The 14,842-nt window shown below is 28.9% G+C and carries 17 protein-coding genes; 12 read left to right on the plus strand and 5 right to left on the minus strand.

The genetic code is table 11. The features are described 5' to 3' along the window. Positions 1-4: 4 nt before the first annotated feature. Genes SHK09_RS04965 through SHK09_RS04975 form a run of 3 tightly spaced genes read right to left on the minus strand, consistent with a single transcriptional unit; the run spans position 5 to position 2,296 of the window. A complete protein-coding gene (locus SHK09_RS04965; RefSeq protein WP_319809674.1) occupies positions 5-733 on the minus strand; it encodes an FKBP-type peptidyl-prolyl cis-trans isomerase in 729 nt (242 codons plus the stop codon). An 11-nt stretch (positions 734-744) separates the two neighbouring features. Beyond that, positions 745-1,278, minus strand: a complete 534-nt coding sequence (gldI, locus tag SHK09_RS04970) for a gliding motility-associated peptidyl-prolyl isomerase GldI (RefSeq protein WP_319809675.1) — start codon at positions 1,276-1,278, stop codon at positions 745-747. Then, complete coding sequence (locus SHK09_RS04975) at positions 1,268-2,296, minus strand: bifunctional oligoribonuclease/PAP phosphatase NrnA (RefSeq protein ID WP_319809676.1); 1,029 nt, start codon at positions 2,294-2,296, stop codon at positions 1,268-1,270. The genes gldI and SHK09_RS04975 overlap by 11 nt, the downstream gene beginning before the upstream one ends. 109 nt (positions 2,297-2,405) lie before the next feature. Between SHK09_RS04975 and SHK09_RS04980 the strand changes: the two genes are divergently transcribed. Next, positions 2,406-3,407, plus strand: coding sequence for an alkaline phosphatase D family protein (locus tag SHK09_RS04980; RefSeq protein ID WP_319809677.1), 1,002 nt, complete (start codon positions 2,406-2,408; stop codon positions 3,405-3,407). A gap of 50 nt (positions 3,408-3,457) precedes the next feature. Next, positions 3,458-3,877, plus strand: a complete 420-nt coding sequence (locus SHK09_RS04985; RefSeq protein WP_100945494.1) for a nucleoside-diphosphate kinase — start codon at positions 3,458-3,460, stop codon at positions 3,875-3,877. 121 nt (positions 3,878-3,998) lie between these two features. On the opposite strand, the gene SHK09_RS04990 is transcribed toward SHK09_RS04985, so the two are convergent. Beyond that, positions 3,999-4,295 carry a DUF721 domain-containing protein gene (locus SHK09_RS04990; RefSeq protein ID WP_100945499.1) on the minus strand — a complete coding sequence of 99 codons (297 nt, stop codon included), beginning with the start codon at positions 4,293-4,295 and terminating at the stop codon, positions 3,999-4,001. Between the two features lie 8 nt (positions 4,296-4,303). Next, positions 4,304-5,383: a DNA replication/repair protein RecF gene (recF, locus tag SHK09_RS04995; RefSeq protein WP_319809678.1), complete on the minus strand. Its 1,080-nt coding sequence runs from the start codon at positions 5,381-5,383 to the stop codon at positions 4,304-4,306. Between the two features lie 114 nt (positions 5,384-5,497). Here recF and SHK09_RS05000 point away from each other — a divergent pair, with 114 nt between their 5' ends. From SHK09_RS05000 to SHK09_RS05045, 10 genes are all read left to right on the plus strand, one after another. Next, positions 5,498-6,262 carry a tetratricopeptide repeat protein gene (locus SHK09_RS05000; protein ID WP_319809679.1) on the plus strand — a complete coding sequence of 255 codons (765 nt, stop codon included), beginning with the start codon at positions 5,498-5,500 and terminating at the stop codon, positions 6,260-6,262. A gap of 69 nt (positions 6,263-6,331) precedes the next feature. Then, positions 6,332-6,838 (plus strand): 6,7-dimethyl-8-ribityllumazine synthase, encoded by a 507-nt coding sequence (gene ribH, locus SHK09_RS05005; RefSeq protein ID WP_319809680.1) that lies wholly within the window; start codon positions 6,332-6,334, stop codon positions 6,836-6,838. A 146-nt stretch (positions 6,839-6,984) separates the two neighbouring features. Continuing rightward, positions 6,985-7,257, plus strand: a complete 273-nt coding sequence (locus tag SHK09_RS05010) for a riboflavin synthase subunit beta (protein WP_319809681.1) — start codon at positions 6,985-6,987, stop codon at positions 7,255-7,257. 3 nt (positions 7,258-7,260) lie between these two features. Continuing rightward, positions 7,261-9,078 carry a DNA mismatch repair endonuclease MutL gene (gene mutL / locus SHK09_RS05015; RefSeq protein ID WP_319809682.1) on the plus strand — a complete coding sequence of 606 codons (1,818 nt, stop codon included), beginning with the start codon at positions 7,261-7,263 and terminating at the stop codon, positions 9,076-9,078. A 2-nt stretch (positions 9,079-9,080) separates the two neighbouring features. Then, a complete protein-coding gene (locus tag SHK09_RS05020; protein ID WP_319809683.1) occupies positions 9,081-9,812 on the plus strand; it encodes a rhomboid family intramembrane serine protease in 732 nt (243 codons plus the stop codon). Further along, positions 9,812-10,666 (plus strand): rhomboid family intramembrane serine protease, encoded by an 855-nt coding sequence (locus SHK09_RS05025; RefSeq protein ID WP_319809684.1) that lies wholly within the window; start codon positions 9,812-9,814, stop codon positions 10,664-10,666. The genes SHK09_RS05020 and SHK09_RS05025 overlap by 1 nt, the downstream gene beginning before the upstream one ends. Continuing rightward, entirely contained in the window at positions 10,667-11,674 is a 1,008-nt protein-coding gene (locus SHK09_RS05030) for an endonuclease/exonuclease/phosphatase family protein (RefSeq protein ID WP_319809685.1), read from the plus strand. A gap of 179 nt (positions 11,675-11,853) precedes the next feature. Continuing rightward, positions 11,854-13,182 carry a tRNA (N(6)-L-threonylcarbamoyladenosine(37)-C(2))-methylthiotransferase MtaB gene (gene mtaB / locus SHK09_RS05035; protein WP_319809686.1) on the plus strand — a complete coding sequence of 443 codons (1,329 nt, stop codon included), beginning with the start codon at positions 11,854-11,856 and terminating at the stop codon, positions 13,180-13,182. A 54-nt stretch (positions 13,183-13,236) separates the two neighbouring features. Beyond that, on the plus strand, positions 13,237-13,896 hold the full coding sequence (locus SHK09_RS05040) for an alpha/beta hydrolase (protein ID WP_319809687.1): 660 nt from the start codon (positions 13,237-13,239) through the stop codon (positions 13,894-13,896). Between the two features lie 43 nt (positions 13,897-13,939). Then, positions 13,940-14,842 carry a lytic transglycosylase domain-containing protein gene (locus SHK09_RS05045; protein WP_319809688.1) on the plus strand — a complete coding sequence of 301 codons (903 nt, stop codon included), beginning with the start codon at positions 13,940-13,942 and terminating at the stop codon, positions 14,840-14,842.

A 14,842-nucleotide genomic window follows, 5' to 3' on the forward strand; every position in this document is an offset into this window, starting at 1 on the left:
AATTTTATTTTAAAACTTCTAACAATTCAATTTCAAATACCAAAGTAGAAAAAGGTTTAATGTTTTCTCCTCTTTGTTGTGCTCCATAAGCTAATTCTTGAGGAATAAAAAACTTGTATTTCCCACCTTCATTCATTAATTGTACACCTTCTGTCCAACCTTTAATTACTTCATTTAAACCAAATTCTGCTGGTGTTCCTCTATCTACAGAGCTATCAAAAACTTTACCTTCTAAATTTGTACCATGGTAGTGTACTTTTACTCTAGTACTTGGTCCTGCTGGCTTGTCTCCAGAACCTTCTTTTAATACGATATATTGTATACCACTTTCTGTAGTTTTTACACCTGCTTTAGTTTTGTTTACTGCTAAAAAATCTTCACCTGCTTTTTTATTTTCTGCAAATTTAGCTTCTGCCAATTTAGCTGCTTTTTCTTGTTGCTCTTTCATTTGAGCTTGTTGTTTCTTTTGAAAATATGCACTTAATACTTTCTGAATATCTTTAGTTTCTATTAATAAGTTCGTAGAATCTAATCCATTTCTAATACCTTGGTTTAAAAGAGCTTTATCTACCTCACTAAAGGTAGACTTTAATTGCCCAGACATACTTATACCAACTGCATAACTTACAGAGTCTAATTCTGTTTTTAAAGATGTTACTTCTTTAACTTGGTTTCCACATGAAAACATAGTTACTGTTATTGCTACTGCTGCTAAATTTTTTACAATTCTCATTTTTGTTTAATTTATTTTATATTTAATAATGTTACTGTACTCTTTATTGTTTTACTAATTCCTATTTTATTACCGTCACCAGAAATACCAAATGCATTGTAAGACGGAATCACAAATGTAATAGTTTCTCCTATTTTCATCAACTTTATTCCTTTTTGAATTCCAGAAATAAAATCTTCTTTATCTACTTTGTAAGTTTTTGTACCTAAATCTGCTTTATTATATATGATAGAATCATTTAAATCTCTAATATCATATGTTAATTCAACAATATCACCTGCTTTAGGCATTGCTAGATCTTTTTCTATTTTAGTATTATATGTGTACCAAAAACCACTAGAAGATGTTTTGTATACATTAAGAGAATCTTTTTTAATAAAATTAAGAATTTCTTCTTCTTCTAGTTGAAATATTTTTTTTGCTGTTTCAATATTATCTTGAAAGATAGTTGTTGATGGCTTTGGGTTTATTGGTCTTCTTGGTTTAGAAGTAGTACAACTCACTAAAAATAAAAATCCAATAATATAAAATAAATTATTCTTCATTAGACACATTTAATTCGTTTTTATACTTAGGTAAAAGCTCATTAAAAGAATGCACAGCATCTTCTAAAGAACCATTAAACTTACCTCCTGCTGCATTGTCATGACCACCACCATTAAAATGATTTCTAGAGAATTGGTTTACAGAAAATTCGCCTTTAGATCTAAAAGATATTTTAATTATTTTTTGTTCTACATCTTCAATAAATATAGCTGCAAAAATAATTCCTTTTAAAGAAAGTGCATAATTTACAACTCCTTCTGTATCTCCTTTCTGAAAATCGAACTTCTTTTTCTCTACCTCTGTTAATGTTATAAAAGCTGTTTTATATTCTGGTAATATCTGTAAGTTACTAAGTGCTTGTCCTAACAACAATAATCTTCCATAAGAATTTGAATCATACACATTGTTATGAATCTTATTATTCTCTGCTCCTTTATCAATTAAATTAGCAATAATTCTATGCGTTGTGCTTGTTGTAGATCTAAACCTAAAAGACCCCGTATCTGTCATAATACCTGTGTATAGACAAGTTGCAATGTCAGCATCAATTAAATCTAAATCATTATTCATTTCTATAAACTGATACACCATTTGGCAAGTAGAACAAATTTCTACATCAGAATACATATATTTTACATCATCTGGTTGTTGATGATGATCTATCATAGCAAAATCGTTTTGGTATTTTTCTAACGTTTTTTGCATGTCATAACCAACTCTATGTAATGCATTAAAGTCTAATAGAAAAATAATTTCTGAGGCTTTTATAGCCTTTTGAGCCTGACTATTTTGCCAATCGAAACGATACGTAGCGTCTGAACCAGGTAACCAGTGTAAAAAATCTGGATACTCATTTGGCACAACAACAGTAGCTTTATGACCTTTTTTAGACAAGTAATGTCGCAACCCTAAAGTAGATCCCATTGCATCACCATCAGGGTTTCTATGCCCTATTAGTACAATGTTTCTCGGTGTATCGAGATAGCTCTTTAATTCTTCAAATCCTTTTAAAATCATAAGCAGCGAAGATACAATTTAATAACATTGTTCAAAATAAATTTTCCTTTACATTTGCTAAAACTTAAACTATTTAGTCTTGAAAAATTTAATAAAAAACACCTGCTTAATGGCATCTATTGTGCTAGTTTCATGTGCAACACCTAAAAATATTGATGAAAGTAATAGTAATGATTTTACAATTGCTTTTGGATCATGCAATAAGCAAAATGTTAAAAATATTTTGTGGAAAGAAATTAAAAAGAACCAACCAAATTTATGGGTTTGGGGTGGCGATAATATTTATTCTGATACTCATGACATGAATAAATTAAGAAATGATTACAAGACGTTAAAAAATCAAAAAGGATATTCAGATCTAATAAACAATATACCTGTTTTGGCTACCTGGGACGATCATGATTATGGTAAAAATGATAGTGGAGTTGAATCTCCTAAAAAAGTAGAAGCACAAAAAGAGTTTTTAGATTTTTTTAATGTTGATAAAAATAGCCCTCGAAGAAAACAAGAAGGAGTTTATCATTCAGAAATTTTTACAACACAAAAAGGAAGTGTTAAAGTAATTGTTTTAGACACTAGATACTTTAGAACTGCTTTAACAAAATCTACAAAAAATAAAAGAAGATTTACACCAAATACTTACGGTAAAGGAACTGTTTTAGGCGAAACACAATGGAAATGGTTAACCAATGAGTTAAATTCATCTAAAGCAGATTTTAATATTATAGTAAGTAGTATTCAAGTTTTATCTGCAGAACATGGTTTTGAAACTTGGGGAAATTTTCCTCACGAAGTAGATAAACTAAAAAACACCATTATAAAAAGTAATGCAAAAGGAGTTTTATTACTTTCTGGAGATAGACATATATCAGAATTTTCTAAAACACAAGTACCAAACCTTTCTTACCCACTTATAGATTTTACTTCTAGCGGACTTACACATTCTTACAATGGCTTTACTTCAGAAAAAAATAAACACAGAGTACAGAATGTAGTGTCTAAAATTAGTTTTGGTATTTTAAAATTTAATTTCGACACACATAAGATTAAGATGGAAATGCGAGGTAAAAACAATATATTATTACAAGAATTACAACAAACATACCCATAAATTGGTTTTAATATAAAAAAGTGTACTTTTGCAAAAAATTAAAAAACACAATGGCAACAAATAGAACATTTACAATGCTTAAACCAGATGCTGTCGAAAACGGACATACTGGTGCAATTTTAGACAAAATTAATGCTGCAGGATTTAGAATAGTAGCTTTAAAGAAAACACAAATGACAAAGGCAGATGCTGAAACTTTTTATGCTGTGCATAATGAGCGTCCGTTTTTTGGGGAATTAGTTGAGTTCATGACACGTGGACCAGTTGTAGCTGCAATATTAGAAAAAGATAACGCTGTAGACGATTTTAGGACTTTAATAGGTGCTACAAATCCTGCTGATGCTGCAGAAGGAACTATTAGAAAATTATATGCAACTTCTATGGGAGAAAATGCTGTACATGGTTCTGATTCTGATGAAAATGCACAAATCGAAGGAAACTTTCACTTTTCTGGAAGAGAGCAGTTTTAAGGATTTTAGAAATTCTTAATCTAAAAATATTTATAAAAACTCGTAACTTAATTGTTACGAGTTTTTTTTATTTAAAATTACAAGGAGTGAAATAATTAAATTTGCTTCTAAAAAGAAAAAATTAAACCAACATTAATTTAGAAATTACTTCCTCTCCAATTTCTTCATTCATCATTTTAACAATTTTCTCTTTTCCGTAACTTAATTCTTCACGTAAAACAGAAGAAGTTAATTGTATAACTAAGGTTTTGTTTTGTAATTTAACAGAAGTAGTATGTGTAGCAACACCAGGTCCCATCATCTTATTCCAAGTTTCTTCAATCTTTAATTTCTGCATTCCTTTTGTCAAATTATTTTCTTTGATAAAAAACTGCATTAAATCTTCTATAGATAAAGAATCGTTTTCTCTTTTAGACATAGGTTAAATTAAAGTTTAAAAATTTGATATGGTTTGTTACTTTGTTTTACTATGTTTTCTGTTCTTTCAGAATGTGTATCTGTAATAAATATCTGTCCAAATTCATCATTATTCACCAAATTAATAATTTGTGAAACTCTACTTTCATCAAGTTTATCAAAAATATCATCTAATAATAAAATAGGAACCACAGCCGCTTGTTGTTTAATGAACTCGAACTGAGCAAATTTTAATGCAATTAAATATGATTTTTGCTGTCCTTGAGAACCAAACTTTTTAATGGGATACGCTCCTATTTCAAAACTTAAATCATCTTTATGAATACCTGAAGATGTGTACTGTAACATCTTATCCTTTTCTAAAGATTTTTGCAATAATTCTTTTATAGAAAAATCATGTAATTGACTTTTATACAATAGATTAACACTTTCATTATCATCAGAAATTATTTGATATTTTTCGTTAAATATAGGAATAAATCCTTCTAAAAATGCCTTTCTAACCTCATAAATTCTAGTACCATAATCTGATAATTGTTCATCATACACACTTAAATTTAAAGCATCGAAAGTTCTATTTGCAGCAAAGTATTTTAACAACGCATTTCTCTGGCTTAGAATTTTATTATAAGCTAATAAATCTTTTAAATAACCTTTATTTTGTTGAGAAATAACACCATCAATAAATTTTCTTCTGGTATCACTTCCTTCTGTAACTAAATCTCTATCTGCAGGAGAAATAATAACCAATGGCAATTGCCCAATATGGTCAGAAAATTTCTCATAACTCTTGCCATTTCGTTTTAAAACTTTCTTTTGCCCTTTCTTTAAACTGCAAACAATTTTCTCATTTCTATCATTTATAACATAGTCTCCTTCTATCATAAAAAAAGCTTCACCGTGTTTTATATTCTGAATTGCGACAGAATTAAAATAACTTTTTGCAAAAGACAAATAATAGATCGCATCTAAAACATTGGTTTTACCAACACCGTTATTACCTACAAAACAATTTATTTTCTGCTGAAAATCAAACGTTTGCGATTCTAAATTCTTAAAATTAAGTAAATTAAGCTTCTGTAAATACATGAATTAAAAAGGGTCTTTATAAGGAATTGCAAATTATTGAAAATTTTGCGAATTATCTCCTTTTAAAATCCAATTAAAAAAACTATTTTTGTCGCCACTAATTTTTAAGGAAATATGGCAACTTACAAGAAGAAATATAAAGCAGAAGGTAAAAAAGAACAACAACAGTTTGACGAATCTGAATTCGAAACAGCTGGTGTTTTAAACACTTTAGACGAGACTGCTTCTAGATCTGAACAATGGATTGAAAAAAACAGTAAACCTTTATTCTATGCTTTAGTAGGTATAGTTGTAATCTTTTTAGTCTATTTTGGATATAATAAATACATATCTGAACCAAATGAAATTGAAGCTTCTAATGAATTAGCATTCCCAAGAAAATATTACGACCAAGCTTCTACAGCTGGTTCTGGTATCGATTCTTTGTTAACTTTAGGTTTAGAAGGCGCAGATGGTAAATACGGTTTCTTAGACATCGCAAAATCTTACAGCGGTACTAATGCAGGAAATTTAGCAAACTATTATGCTGGTGTTTCTTACTTAGAAATGAAACAATATGACAAAGCAATAGATCATTTAGAAAAATTTAATTCTGATGATGAAATGTTAGGTCCTATTACTTTAGGTGCTGTTGGTGATGCTTTTGCAGATATTAACCAACCAGAACAAGCTTTAGAATACTACCAAAAAGCAGCTAGTAAAAAACAAAACGACTATACATCTCCTTTATTTTTGTACAAAGCAGGAATGACGGCTATGGAGTTGAAGAAATTTGATAAAGCAGCTTCTTTATTTACTGAAATTAAAGAAAACTACCCAACGTCTGACCAAGGTAGAGATGTTGAGAAATTTATAAATGCTGCTAAATACGCAAACTAGTATTTAGAAATTAGGTTTTAGGAATTAGTAAAACCTAACTACTAGAAACTAATGACTAAAAACTAAAACATGGCAACAACAAATTTATCTTATTACGATAAAGCAACTATCCCAAATGCGAAGTCTTTTCGATTTGGGATTGTTGTTTCTGAATGGAATCCAGAAATTACAAAAAACCTTCAAAAAGGAGCAATTGAAACTTTAATAGATTGTGGTACATCTAAAGAAAACATTATTTCTTGGGATGTTCCTGGTAGTTTCGAATTGGTTTATGGATGTAAAAAAATGATAGAATCTCAGCAAGTAGATGCTATTATTGCAATAGGAAACGTAATACAAGGAGAAACAAAACATTTCGATTTTGTTTGCGAAGGTGTTACACAAGGTATTGTAGATTTAAATATTAAATATGATGTACCTGTAATTTTCTGTGTCTTAACAGATAATACTAAACAACAATCTTTAGATAGATCTGGTGGTAGTTTGGGTAATAAAGGAATAGAATGTGCTGTTGCTGCTGTAAAAATGGCTGCTTTAAAAAACATAGACAGAAAAAACGATAACATCGGTTTTTAAAGTTTAAACATTCATTTTTTTTTTAAGAATACTTTTAACATCAATTTTAGTAGGTTTCCTTTAAATTCTTTAAATTTGAAATGCTTATACAATTGGTATGAAAATTGATTTATTCTAAAATCTATTCACCAATTATTTCTAAAATTATGGGATTTTTAAAACGAACAAACAAAAAATTTGACTATCAACCTCGTTATTATAAAGGAGAAGGAAACCCTTTTAAAATTGAGCACAAATTAGATCAATTTAGAACTACAGCAGGAAAAAACAAAGGAATTAAAGGTAAATTTGGCGATGCTATTGATGATTTAAAAAATCCTGATATAAAAACCAACAAAACACTTTTAATAATAATTGGTGCTTTAGTTTTTATTTTTCTTTACATCATAGATTTTGACCTATCTATATTCATAAAATAATTAATGTCTGATATTATTCAACTTTTACCAGATCATGTTGCAAACCAAATTGCTGCAGGAGAGGTAGTACAACGTCCTGCCTCTGTAGTTAAAGAGTTATTAGAGAATGCAATTGATGCTGGTGCTACCAATATAAAATTATTAATAAAAGATGCTGGTAAAACGCTTATTCAAGTAATTGATGACGGTAAAGGAATGAGCCCAACAGACGCAAGAATGAGTTTCGAGCGTCATGCAACATCTAAAATACAGAAAGCAGAAGATTTATTTAATTTAAATACAAAGGGTTTTCGTGGTGAAGCTTTGGCTTCTATTGCCGCAATTGCGCATGTAGAATTAAAAACAAAACCAACAGATGAAGAGCTTGGTACTTGTATAAAAATTGAAGGAAGTAAAATTTTCTCTCAAGAATTTATTTCTACTGGTAAAGGAACTAGTTTGGCTGTAAAAAACTTATTCTACAACATACCTGCAAGAAGAAACTTTTTAAAGTCAGACACTGTAGAAACACGCCATATAATAGATGAATTTCAACGTGTTGCATTGGCACATTCAGATATTTCATTTTTACTACATCACAATAATAACGAAGTTTACCATCTTAAAAGTGGTAACCTTCGCCAGCGTATTGTAGCAGTTTTTGGAACTAAAATGAATGAAAAATTAGTTCCTATTGACGAAAAAACAGATATTGTTGCAATAGAAGGTTTTGTTGCAAAACCAGAGTTTTCTAAAAGAAAACGTGGTGAACAATTCTTTTTTGTGAATGATCGATTTATAAAAAGTTCTTATTTAAACCATGCCGTTGTAAGTGCTTTTGATGGTTTGTTAGAACAAGGAGCACATCCTTCTTACTTCTTATATTTAAGAGTTCCTGCAAATACAATAGATATTAACATTCATCCAACAAAAACAGAAATTAAGTTCGATAATGAAAAGGCTTTGTATGCAATGTTGCGTGCAACAGTAAAGCATAGTTTAGGGCAATATAATGTTGCACCTGTTTTAGATTTTAATAGAGATGCAGGTTTAGATACTCCTTATGCTTTTAAAGCAGATGCAAAACCAGCTTCGGTTCCTAAAATATCTGTAGACCCAGATTTTAATCCTTTTAAAGAAGAACAATATCAAAAAGAAAGTAATTTTACCTTTAAAAGAGAAAAACCAACAGAAAGTTGGGAATCATTATATACTTCTGTAGAAAGTTCTAACGAACAGATAAATGCTAGTTTATTTGAGCATCAAGAAGAAGAGAAAACACAAAAAACATTTCAAATTCAACGTAAATACGTAATGAGTTTGATTAAGTCTGGTGTTGTTTTAATAAACCAATCTTTAGCACATCAAAGAGTACTTTACGAGCAATTTTTAGAAAGTATTACCGTTAAAGAAGCAAACAGTCAGCAATTATTATTTCCTGTAAAGATTTCTTTTTCTTCCGCAGAAATAGAAATGATCTATACCATAAAGACAGAATTAGAAAATGCAGGTTTTTCTTTTGATGAATTTACAAAAGACAGTGTTACTATAAAAGGAATTCCGGTTTCTGTTACAGAAAGCAAAATAACTATCATTTTAGAGGAATTACTTAATGACATAGATTTAGAAGTACCAGATGCAAGTTTTAGTCATTTTGATGTTATGGCAAAGTCATTTGCAAAAACATTGTCTATAAAAACAGGTACATTATTATCTGAAAGAGAACAAGAAAGCTTAGTAAACAATTTATTTTCTTGTAAAGAACCAACAGTTTCTCCTTTTGGAAAAGCAACATTTAAAACATTAACACTAAACCAAATAGACAACCTATTTAATAGTTAATTATGGGGAAACTTACAGACGGTATAAAACACCTAATTATAATAAATGTAATTTTATTTGTAGCACCACAGTTGTTACAATTAGATTTTACAAATATATTAGCATTGCATTTTCCTAAAAATGAACATTTTGGAATTTGGCAATATGTAACGCACATGTTTATGCATGGTAGTTTACCTCACATCTTATTTAACATGTATGGTTTATGGGCATTTGGTACACCTTTAGAGCAAATGTGGGGAAGAAAAAAATTCTTATTCTTTTATTTTTCTTCAGGAATTGGAGCTGGTTTAATTTATACGCTTGTAAACTATTATCAATTTAATGGTATTTATGATCTTTTTATAGGTGCAGGCTTAAATAATGCTGATGTAATTTCTATTCTAGAAAAAGGAACTACTGCTGGTTTTAATTTAAAAGATGCAATTACACAAACTCAGTTTGATAAAATTTATGGTTTGTATAACACTCCTGCTTTAGGAGCTTCTGGTGCTGTTTATGGCGTTTTGGTGGCATTTGGATTGTATTTTAAAGATGCAAAATTAGCTTTGATCTTTTTACCTATTCCAATCGCAGCAAAGTACTTTATTCCTATTATGATTTTAGGAGATCTTTTCTTTGGAATGACTAAGTACTCTGTGGGTAGTATTGCACATTTTGCCCATATTGGTGGTGCCTTAATAGGATTTATTATTGCTTATTATTGGAAAAGAAATCAATTTAAAACCAAATAATGAGTTTAATAGACACACTTAAACACAAATATAAAACAGGTACTATAATAGATAAATTAATTTATTTAAATGTTGGTGTTTTTCTTTGTACACTTTTAGTAACAGTATTTCAAGGTTTATACAAAGGCCAACAGAACTTTTTAATAGAGTGGTTTTCTTTAGATAATAATTTAAACGCTTTACTATCTAAACCTTGGTCTATAATTTCTTACGGTTTTTTACACGCAGATTTTATTCACTTATTATTTAATATGATTACTTTGTATTTTATTGGAAATCTTTTTATTCAATATTTCACACAAAAACAAGCCTTAACATTTTATATTTTAGGCACTTTATTTGGCGGAATATTATATGTAGTTAGTCAAAATTATTTTCCTTTGTTTGAAGGAATGAATACAACATTAGTTGGTGCGTCTGCAGGAATTTCTGCAATATTTATTGGTATTGCTACCTACATGCCTAATTATCAAATTAAGATTCGTTTTATTGGTTTTATTAAGTTTTGGCACTTGGCTGTTGTTTGGTTAGCTTTTGATATTATTGGACTTATAGGAACAAATGCTGGTGGAAGTTTTTCTCATTTAGGTGGAAGTTTATTTGGTTTTTTATATGTATCACAAGCAAGTAATAAAAACATCGATATTTTTGGTTCTTTCTCTTCATTCTTTAAGAAAAAGGAAAAGCCTTTAAAAACAGTTCACAGAACTACTAATAAAAAACAGAGTACAGTAAAAAACACAGCTCCTAATCAGGCACAAATAGATGCTATATTAGATAAAATTAGTAAATCTGGTTATGACACATTAACCAAAACAGAAAAAGAATTTTTATTTAAACAAGGAAAAAGGTAAATGAAGAACCTATCGTTTTTAGACAAAATACTTTATTTAGTAAATTCATTAATGGCAACAGTACTATTGTTGTCTTTTCTGTTGCCTTTTGTTTCTCCAAAAACGATTCCTGCATTTGCAATACTTAGTCTTTTTGTTCCTATTTTATTAATTATAAATCTTGCCTTTGCTATATATTGGTTAATCAAATTAAAAAAACAGTTTTTATTATCTTTTGTTATCTTAATTGTTGGTTGGCTTTTTACTACTCCATTTTATAAAATGTCTAGTAATAATTCATCTTTAAACTCAGATTTAAAAGTAATGAGTTATAATGTTAAGGCATTTGATCTCTTTACAAAAAAAGACAGTACAGACGCTAAAAATGGATTCGATTTTATAGCGTCTAAAAATCTAGATGTTCTCGTAATTCAAGAATACTATCAATCAAAAAAAGTGAAAATTTCTTTTCCTTATAAATATGTGAAGTTTAAGTCTAAAAGAGGAAAGTACGGAATGGCTATTTATTCGAGATTTAAAATTATAAACTCTGGTTCTTTAGATTTAAACAGCACTGGTAATAACATTATTTTTGCAGATATACTTAAAGGAAAAGATACAATTAGAATTTACAATGCACATTTCGAGTCTTTAAGAATAAAACCTAACGAAGAAAATTTCGGACAAGAAAATTCAGAAAAACTAATAAATAGAGTCTCTACATCTTTTAAAAAGCAAGCAGAACAAACTGCTTTATTTTTAGAACATGAAAAAAAATGGAAAGGAAAAAAAATTGTTTGCGGAGATTTTAATAATACCGCATATTCTTGGATGTATCATGAAATATCTAAACAGAAAAAAGATGCTTTTATAGAAGCTGGTAAAGGTTTTGGTAGGTCTTTTAATTATTGGTTTCCGTTAAGAATAGACTTTATTTTAACAGATGAAAATGCAATTATAAATCAGTTTTTAACCCTTTCTGAAAAGCATTCAGACCACTTCCCTATTCAAGCAAAAATTAATTGGTAAATAGTTAAATTTCTTACTATGTATTTTTTAATTAAAAGAAACATTTTCTAAATCTTTAAAGATATTTATAAGAGTATGAAACTGTTATAAATTTTGTGAAATCTTAATTCTAATAAGTAGTTATTCTGTTTAAAAATCATGAATAATATCGTACTTTCGCCAATGCTAAATATACCAAAATGAATGCAGAAAAAAAGGTTGCTTTTTATACTTTAGGGTGTAAACTAAACTTCTCTGAAACATCTACCATTGCTAGAAACTTTGTTAGTGAAGGTTTTGAACGTGTAGAGTTTGAAGAAAAAGCAGACGTCTATGTAATAAACACTTGTTCTGTTACAGATAATGCAGATAAACGTTTTAAATCTATTGTTAAAAATGCTTTAAAGCAAAATGACGAAGCATACTTAATTGCTGTAGGTTGTTATGCACAATTAAAACCAGAAGAATTAGCTGCTGTAGATGGTGTAGATTTGGTTTTAGGTGCAACAGAAAAATTTAATGTAACCTCTTATATTAATGATTTAACTAAAAATGATATTGGAGAAGTACATTCTTGTGAAATTTCTGATGCAGATTTTTACGTGGGTTCTTATTCCATTGGAGACAGAACTCGTGCCTTTTTAAAAGTGCAAGACGGTTGCGATTATAAATGTACATATTGTACAATTCCTTTGGCAAGAGGAATCTCTAGATCAGATACTTTACAAAACGTTATTGATAATGCTATAGAAATTTCTTCAAAAGGAATTAAAGAAATTGTCTTAACTGGTGTAAATATTGGAGATTATGGTAAAGGTGAATTTGGTAATAAAAAACATGAACATACTTTTTTAGACCTTGTAAAAAAATTAGATAAAGTAGATGGCATTCATCGTTTACGAATTTCATCTATAGAACCTAATTTATTAAAGGATGAAACAATAGATTTTGTGTCGAAATCTACCTCTTTTGTACCTCATTTTCATATTCCATTACAATCTGGTTCAGATGAATTGCTTAAGAAAATGAAACGTAGGTATTTAAAAAACACCTATACAAATAGAGTTTCTAGAATTAAAGAAGTAATGCCAAACGCTTGTATTGGTGTAGATGTTATAGTTGGTTTTCCTGGTGAAACTGATGAACTTTTTTTAGAAACCTATAATTATTTAAACGACTTAGATATTTCTTATCTACATGTTTTTACATATTCTGAAAGACCAAATACCGAAGCTGTAGAAATGGACGGCGTTATTCCGAAAAAAGTAAGAGCAAAACGCAGCAAAATGTTACGTGGTTTGTCTGCTAAAAAAAGACGTGCTTTTTATGAATCTCAATTAGGAAATACTTTAACAGTTCTATTTGAAAGCGAGAATAAAGAAGGATATATTAATGGTTTTACAGAAAATTATGTAAAAGTAAAAACCCCTTGGAATCCTGAATTAGTAAATACTTTACACACAATAAAATTAACAGAAATAGATGAAGATGGCGTAGTGCGTTTAAATTTTGTTAAAGAACTTGTGTAAAACAATAATGGCATCTCTTTTGATGTTATCATTGTCTTAAATATATTATAAGAAATGACAAAAATTCCTATTTATTTTATGCCTGGTTTAGCTGCTGGTCCTAAAATTTTCGAAAACTTAGAGTTAGATTCAGAAAAATATACTTTTCATTATTTAAAATGGATAAAACCTCTTGCTTTAGAAGAGGATATCGATAATTACGCTTGTAGATTAAGTGATGAAATAAAAGAAAAAAATCCTGTTTTGGTTGGGGTTTCATTTGGCGGAATTATGGTACAAGAGCTCGCTAAATTTGTAAAGCCTAGAAAAGTTATTATTATTTCTAGCGTTAAAAATCAAGATGAACTGCCAAAGAAATTCAAATTTGCTAAATTCACAAAGGTTTATAAATTTTTTCCAACCAAAGTTGTAGAAAATTTTGAAGATTATGCAAGATACTTTTTAGGAAAATCTCTAAAGAAAAAAGCAGCCCTTTATAAAAAATATCTTTCTGTTAGAAGTAAAAAATATTTAAAATGGTCTATCTATAACGTCTTAAAATGGAAACAATTAAAACCTGTTGAAAATATTGTTCATATTCATGGTACAAAAGACAATGTTTTTCCTATTAAGAATATTAAAAACTCTATTGAAATAAAAGGTGGTACACATATAATGATTTTAACAAAAGCTAAAAAAATATCTCAAATTATTGATGATGTTTTAACTTGTTAATACAAGCCTCTTTTCATACATTTATACTATAAAATTGCTAAACATGAAATCTTCTCAACGTATTCTATCTTTATTAAGTGTAACTATTGTAACCTTACTTTTTTATAATGGTATTCATAAGTCTGACACAGACCCAGAAACACTTACACACAAAACCTATAAAATAAAAGCATTAAAACTTCCTAACGGACTTAATTTAGCTGGAGAAAGAGTTCCTCTAGAAATTAACGATGTAAAAGAAAGAATGGAAAGAGAATTGTTAGTTAATACATACTGGCAATCTAACGGAATATTACTTATTAAAAGAGCAAATAAATATTTTCCTATTCTAGAACCTTTATTAAAAAAACACAATTTACCAGACGATTTTAAATTTTTAGCCCTAGCAGAAAGTGGTTTTACAGATGAAACGTCTTCTGTTGGTGCAGCAGGAATGTGGCATTTTATGAGAACAACAGGTAAAGAATATGGTTTAGAAATTAATAAAAACGTAGATGAGCGTTATAATATTGAAAAAGCAACGAAAGTTGCTGCAGAGTATTTAAAAAAATCGAAAGCTCGCTTAGGTTCTTGGACGCTTGCTGCTGCTGCTTATAATGCGGGTAATTATGGCGTTTCTAAGAGATTAGAGGCACAAGGAGTTAATAACTATTACGATGCTTTGTTACCAGACGAAACAGAAAGATATGTCTTTAGAATATTGGCTTTAAAAGAAATTATTTCGAATCCTAAAAAATATGGTTTTGTATTTGATCAAGAAGATTTATATACTGTAGAAGCTACAAGAACAATAAAAGTAGATTCTGCTATTTCTAATCTAACTCTATTTGCTAAGAAATATGGTATGAATTATAAAGAACTTAAAATTCATAACCCTTGGTTAAGAGAAAATAACCTAAACAATAAAAGTAGAAAATTATACAAAATTAAAGTTCCTGTAAACTAG

The organism is Polaribacter sp. PL03 (genome assembly GCF_033875165.1).
Classification (GTDB): Bacteria; Bacteroidota; Bacteroidia; order Flavobacteriales; family Flavobacteriaceae; genus Polaribacter.

What these genes read in the sequence shown, in the direction of transcription:
- SHK09_RS04965 (WP_319809674.1), bottom strand. Translation starts at nt 733, where the DNA reads ATGAGAATTGTAAAAAATTTAGCAGCAGTAGCAATAACAGTAACTATG.
- gldI (WP_319809675.1), bottom strand. Translation starts at nt 1,278, where the DNA reads ATGAAGAATAATTTATTTTATATTATTGGATTTTTATTTTTAGTGAGT.
- SHK09_RS04975 (WP_319809676.1), bottom strand. Translation starts at nt 2,296, where the DNA reads ATGATTTTAAAAGGATTTGAAGAATTAAAGAGCTATCTCGATACACCG.
- SHK09_RS04980 (WP_319809677.1), top strand. Translation starts at nt 2,406, where the DNA reads ATGGCATCTATTGTGCTAGTTTCATGTGCAACACCTAAAAATATTGAT.
- SHK09_RS04985 (WP_100945494.1), top strand. Translation starts at nt 3,458, where the DNA reads ATGGCAACAAATAGAACATTTACAATGCTTAAACCAGATGCTGTCGAA.
- SHK09_RS04990 (WP_100945499.1), bottom strand. Translation starts at nt 4,295, where the DNA reads ATGTCTAAAAGAGAAAACGATTCTTTATCTATAGAAGATTTAATGCAG.
- recF (WP_319809678.1), bottom strand. Translation starts at nt 5,383, where the DNA reads ATGTATTTACAGAAGCTTAATTTACTTAATTTTAAGAATTTAGAATCG.
- SHK09_RS05000 (WP_319809679.1), top strand. Translation starts at nt 5,498, where the DNA reads ATGGCAACTTACAAGAAGAAATATAAAGCAGAAGGTAAAAAAGAACAA.
- ribH (WP_319809680.1), top strand. Translation starts at nt 6,332, where the DNA reads ATGGCAACAACAAATTTATCTTATTACGATAAAGCAACTATCCCAAAT.
- SHK09_RS05010 (WP_319809681.1), top strand. Translation starts at nt 6,985, where the DNA reads ATGGGATTTTTAAAACGAACAAACAAAAAATTTGACTATCAACCTCGT.
- mutL (WP_319809682.1), top strand. Translation starts at nt 7,261, where the DNA reads ATGTCTGATATTATTCAACTTTTACCAGATCATGTTGCAAACCAAATT.
- SHK09_RS05020 (WP_319809683.1), top strand. Translation starts at nt 9,081, where the DNA reads ATGGGGAAACTTACAGACGGTATAAAACACCTAATTATAATAAATGTA.
- SHK09_RS05025 (WP_319809684.1), top strand. Translation starts at nt 9,812, where the DNA reads ATGAGTTTAATAGACACACTTAAACACAAATATAAAACAGGTACTATA.
- SHK09_RS05030 (WP_319809685.1), top strand. Translation starts at nt 10,667, where the DNA reads ATGAAGAACCTATCGTTTTTAGACAAAATACTTTATTTAGTAAATTCA.
- mtaB (WP_319809686.1), top strand. Translation starts at nt 11,854, where the DNA reads ATGAATGCAGAAAAAAAGGTTGCTTTTTATACTTTAGGGTGTAAACTA.
- SHK09_RS05040 (WP_319809687.1), top strand. Translation starts at nt 13,237, where the DNA reads ATGACAAAAATTCCTATTTATTTTATGCCTGGTTTAGCTGCTGGTCCT.
- SHK09_RS05045 (WP_319809688.1), top strand. Translation starts at nt 13,940, where the DNA reads ATGAAATCTTCTCAACGTATTCTATCTTTATTAAGTGTAACTATTGTA.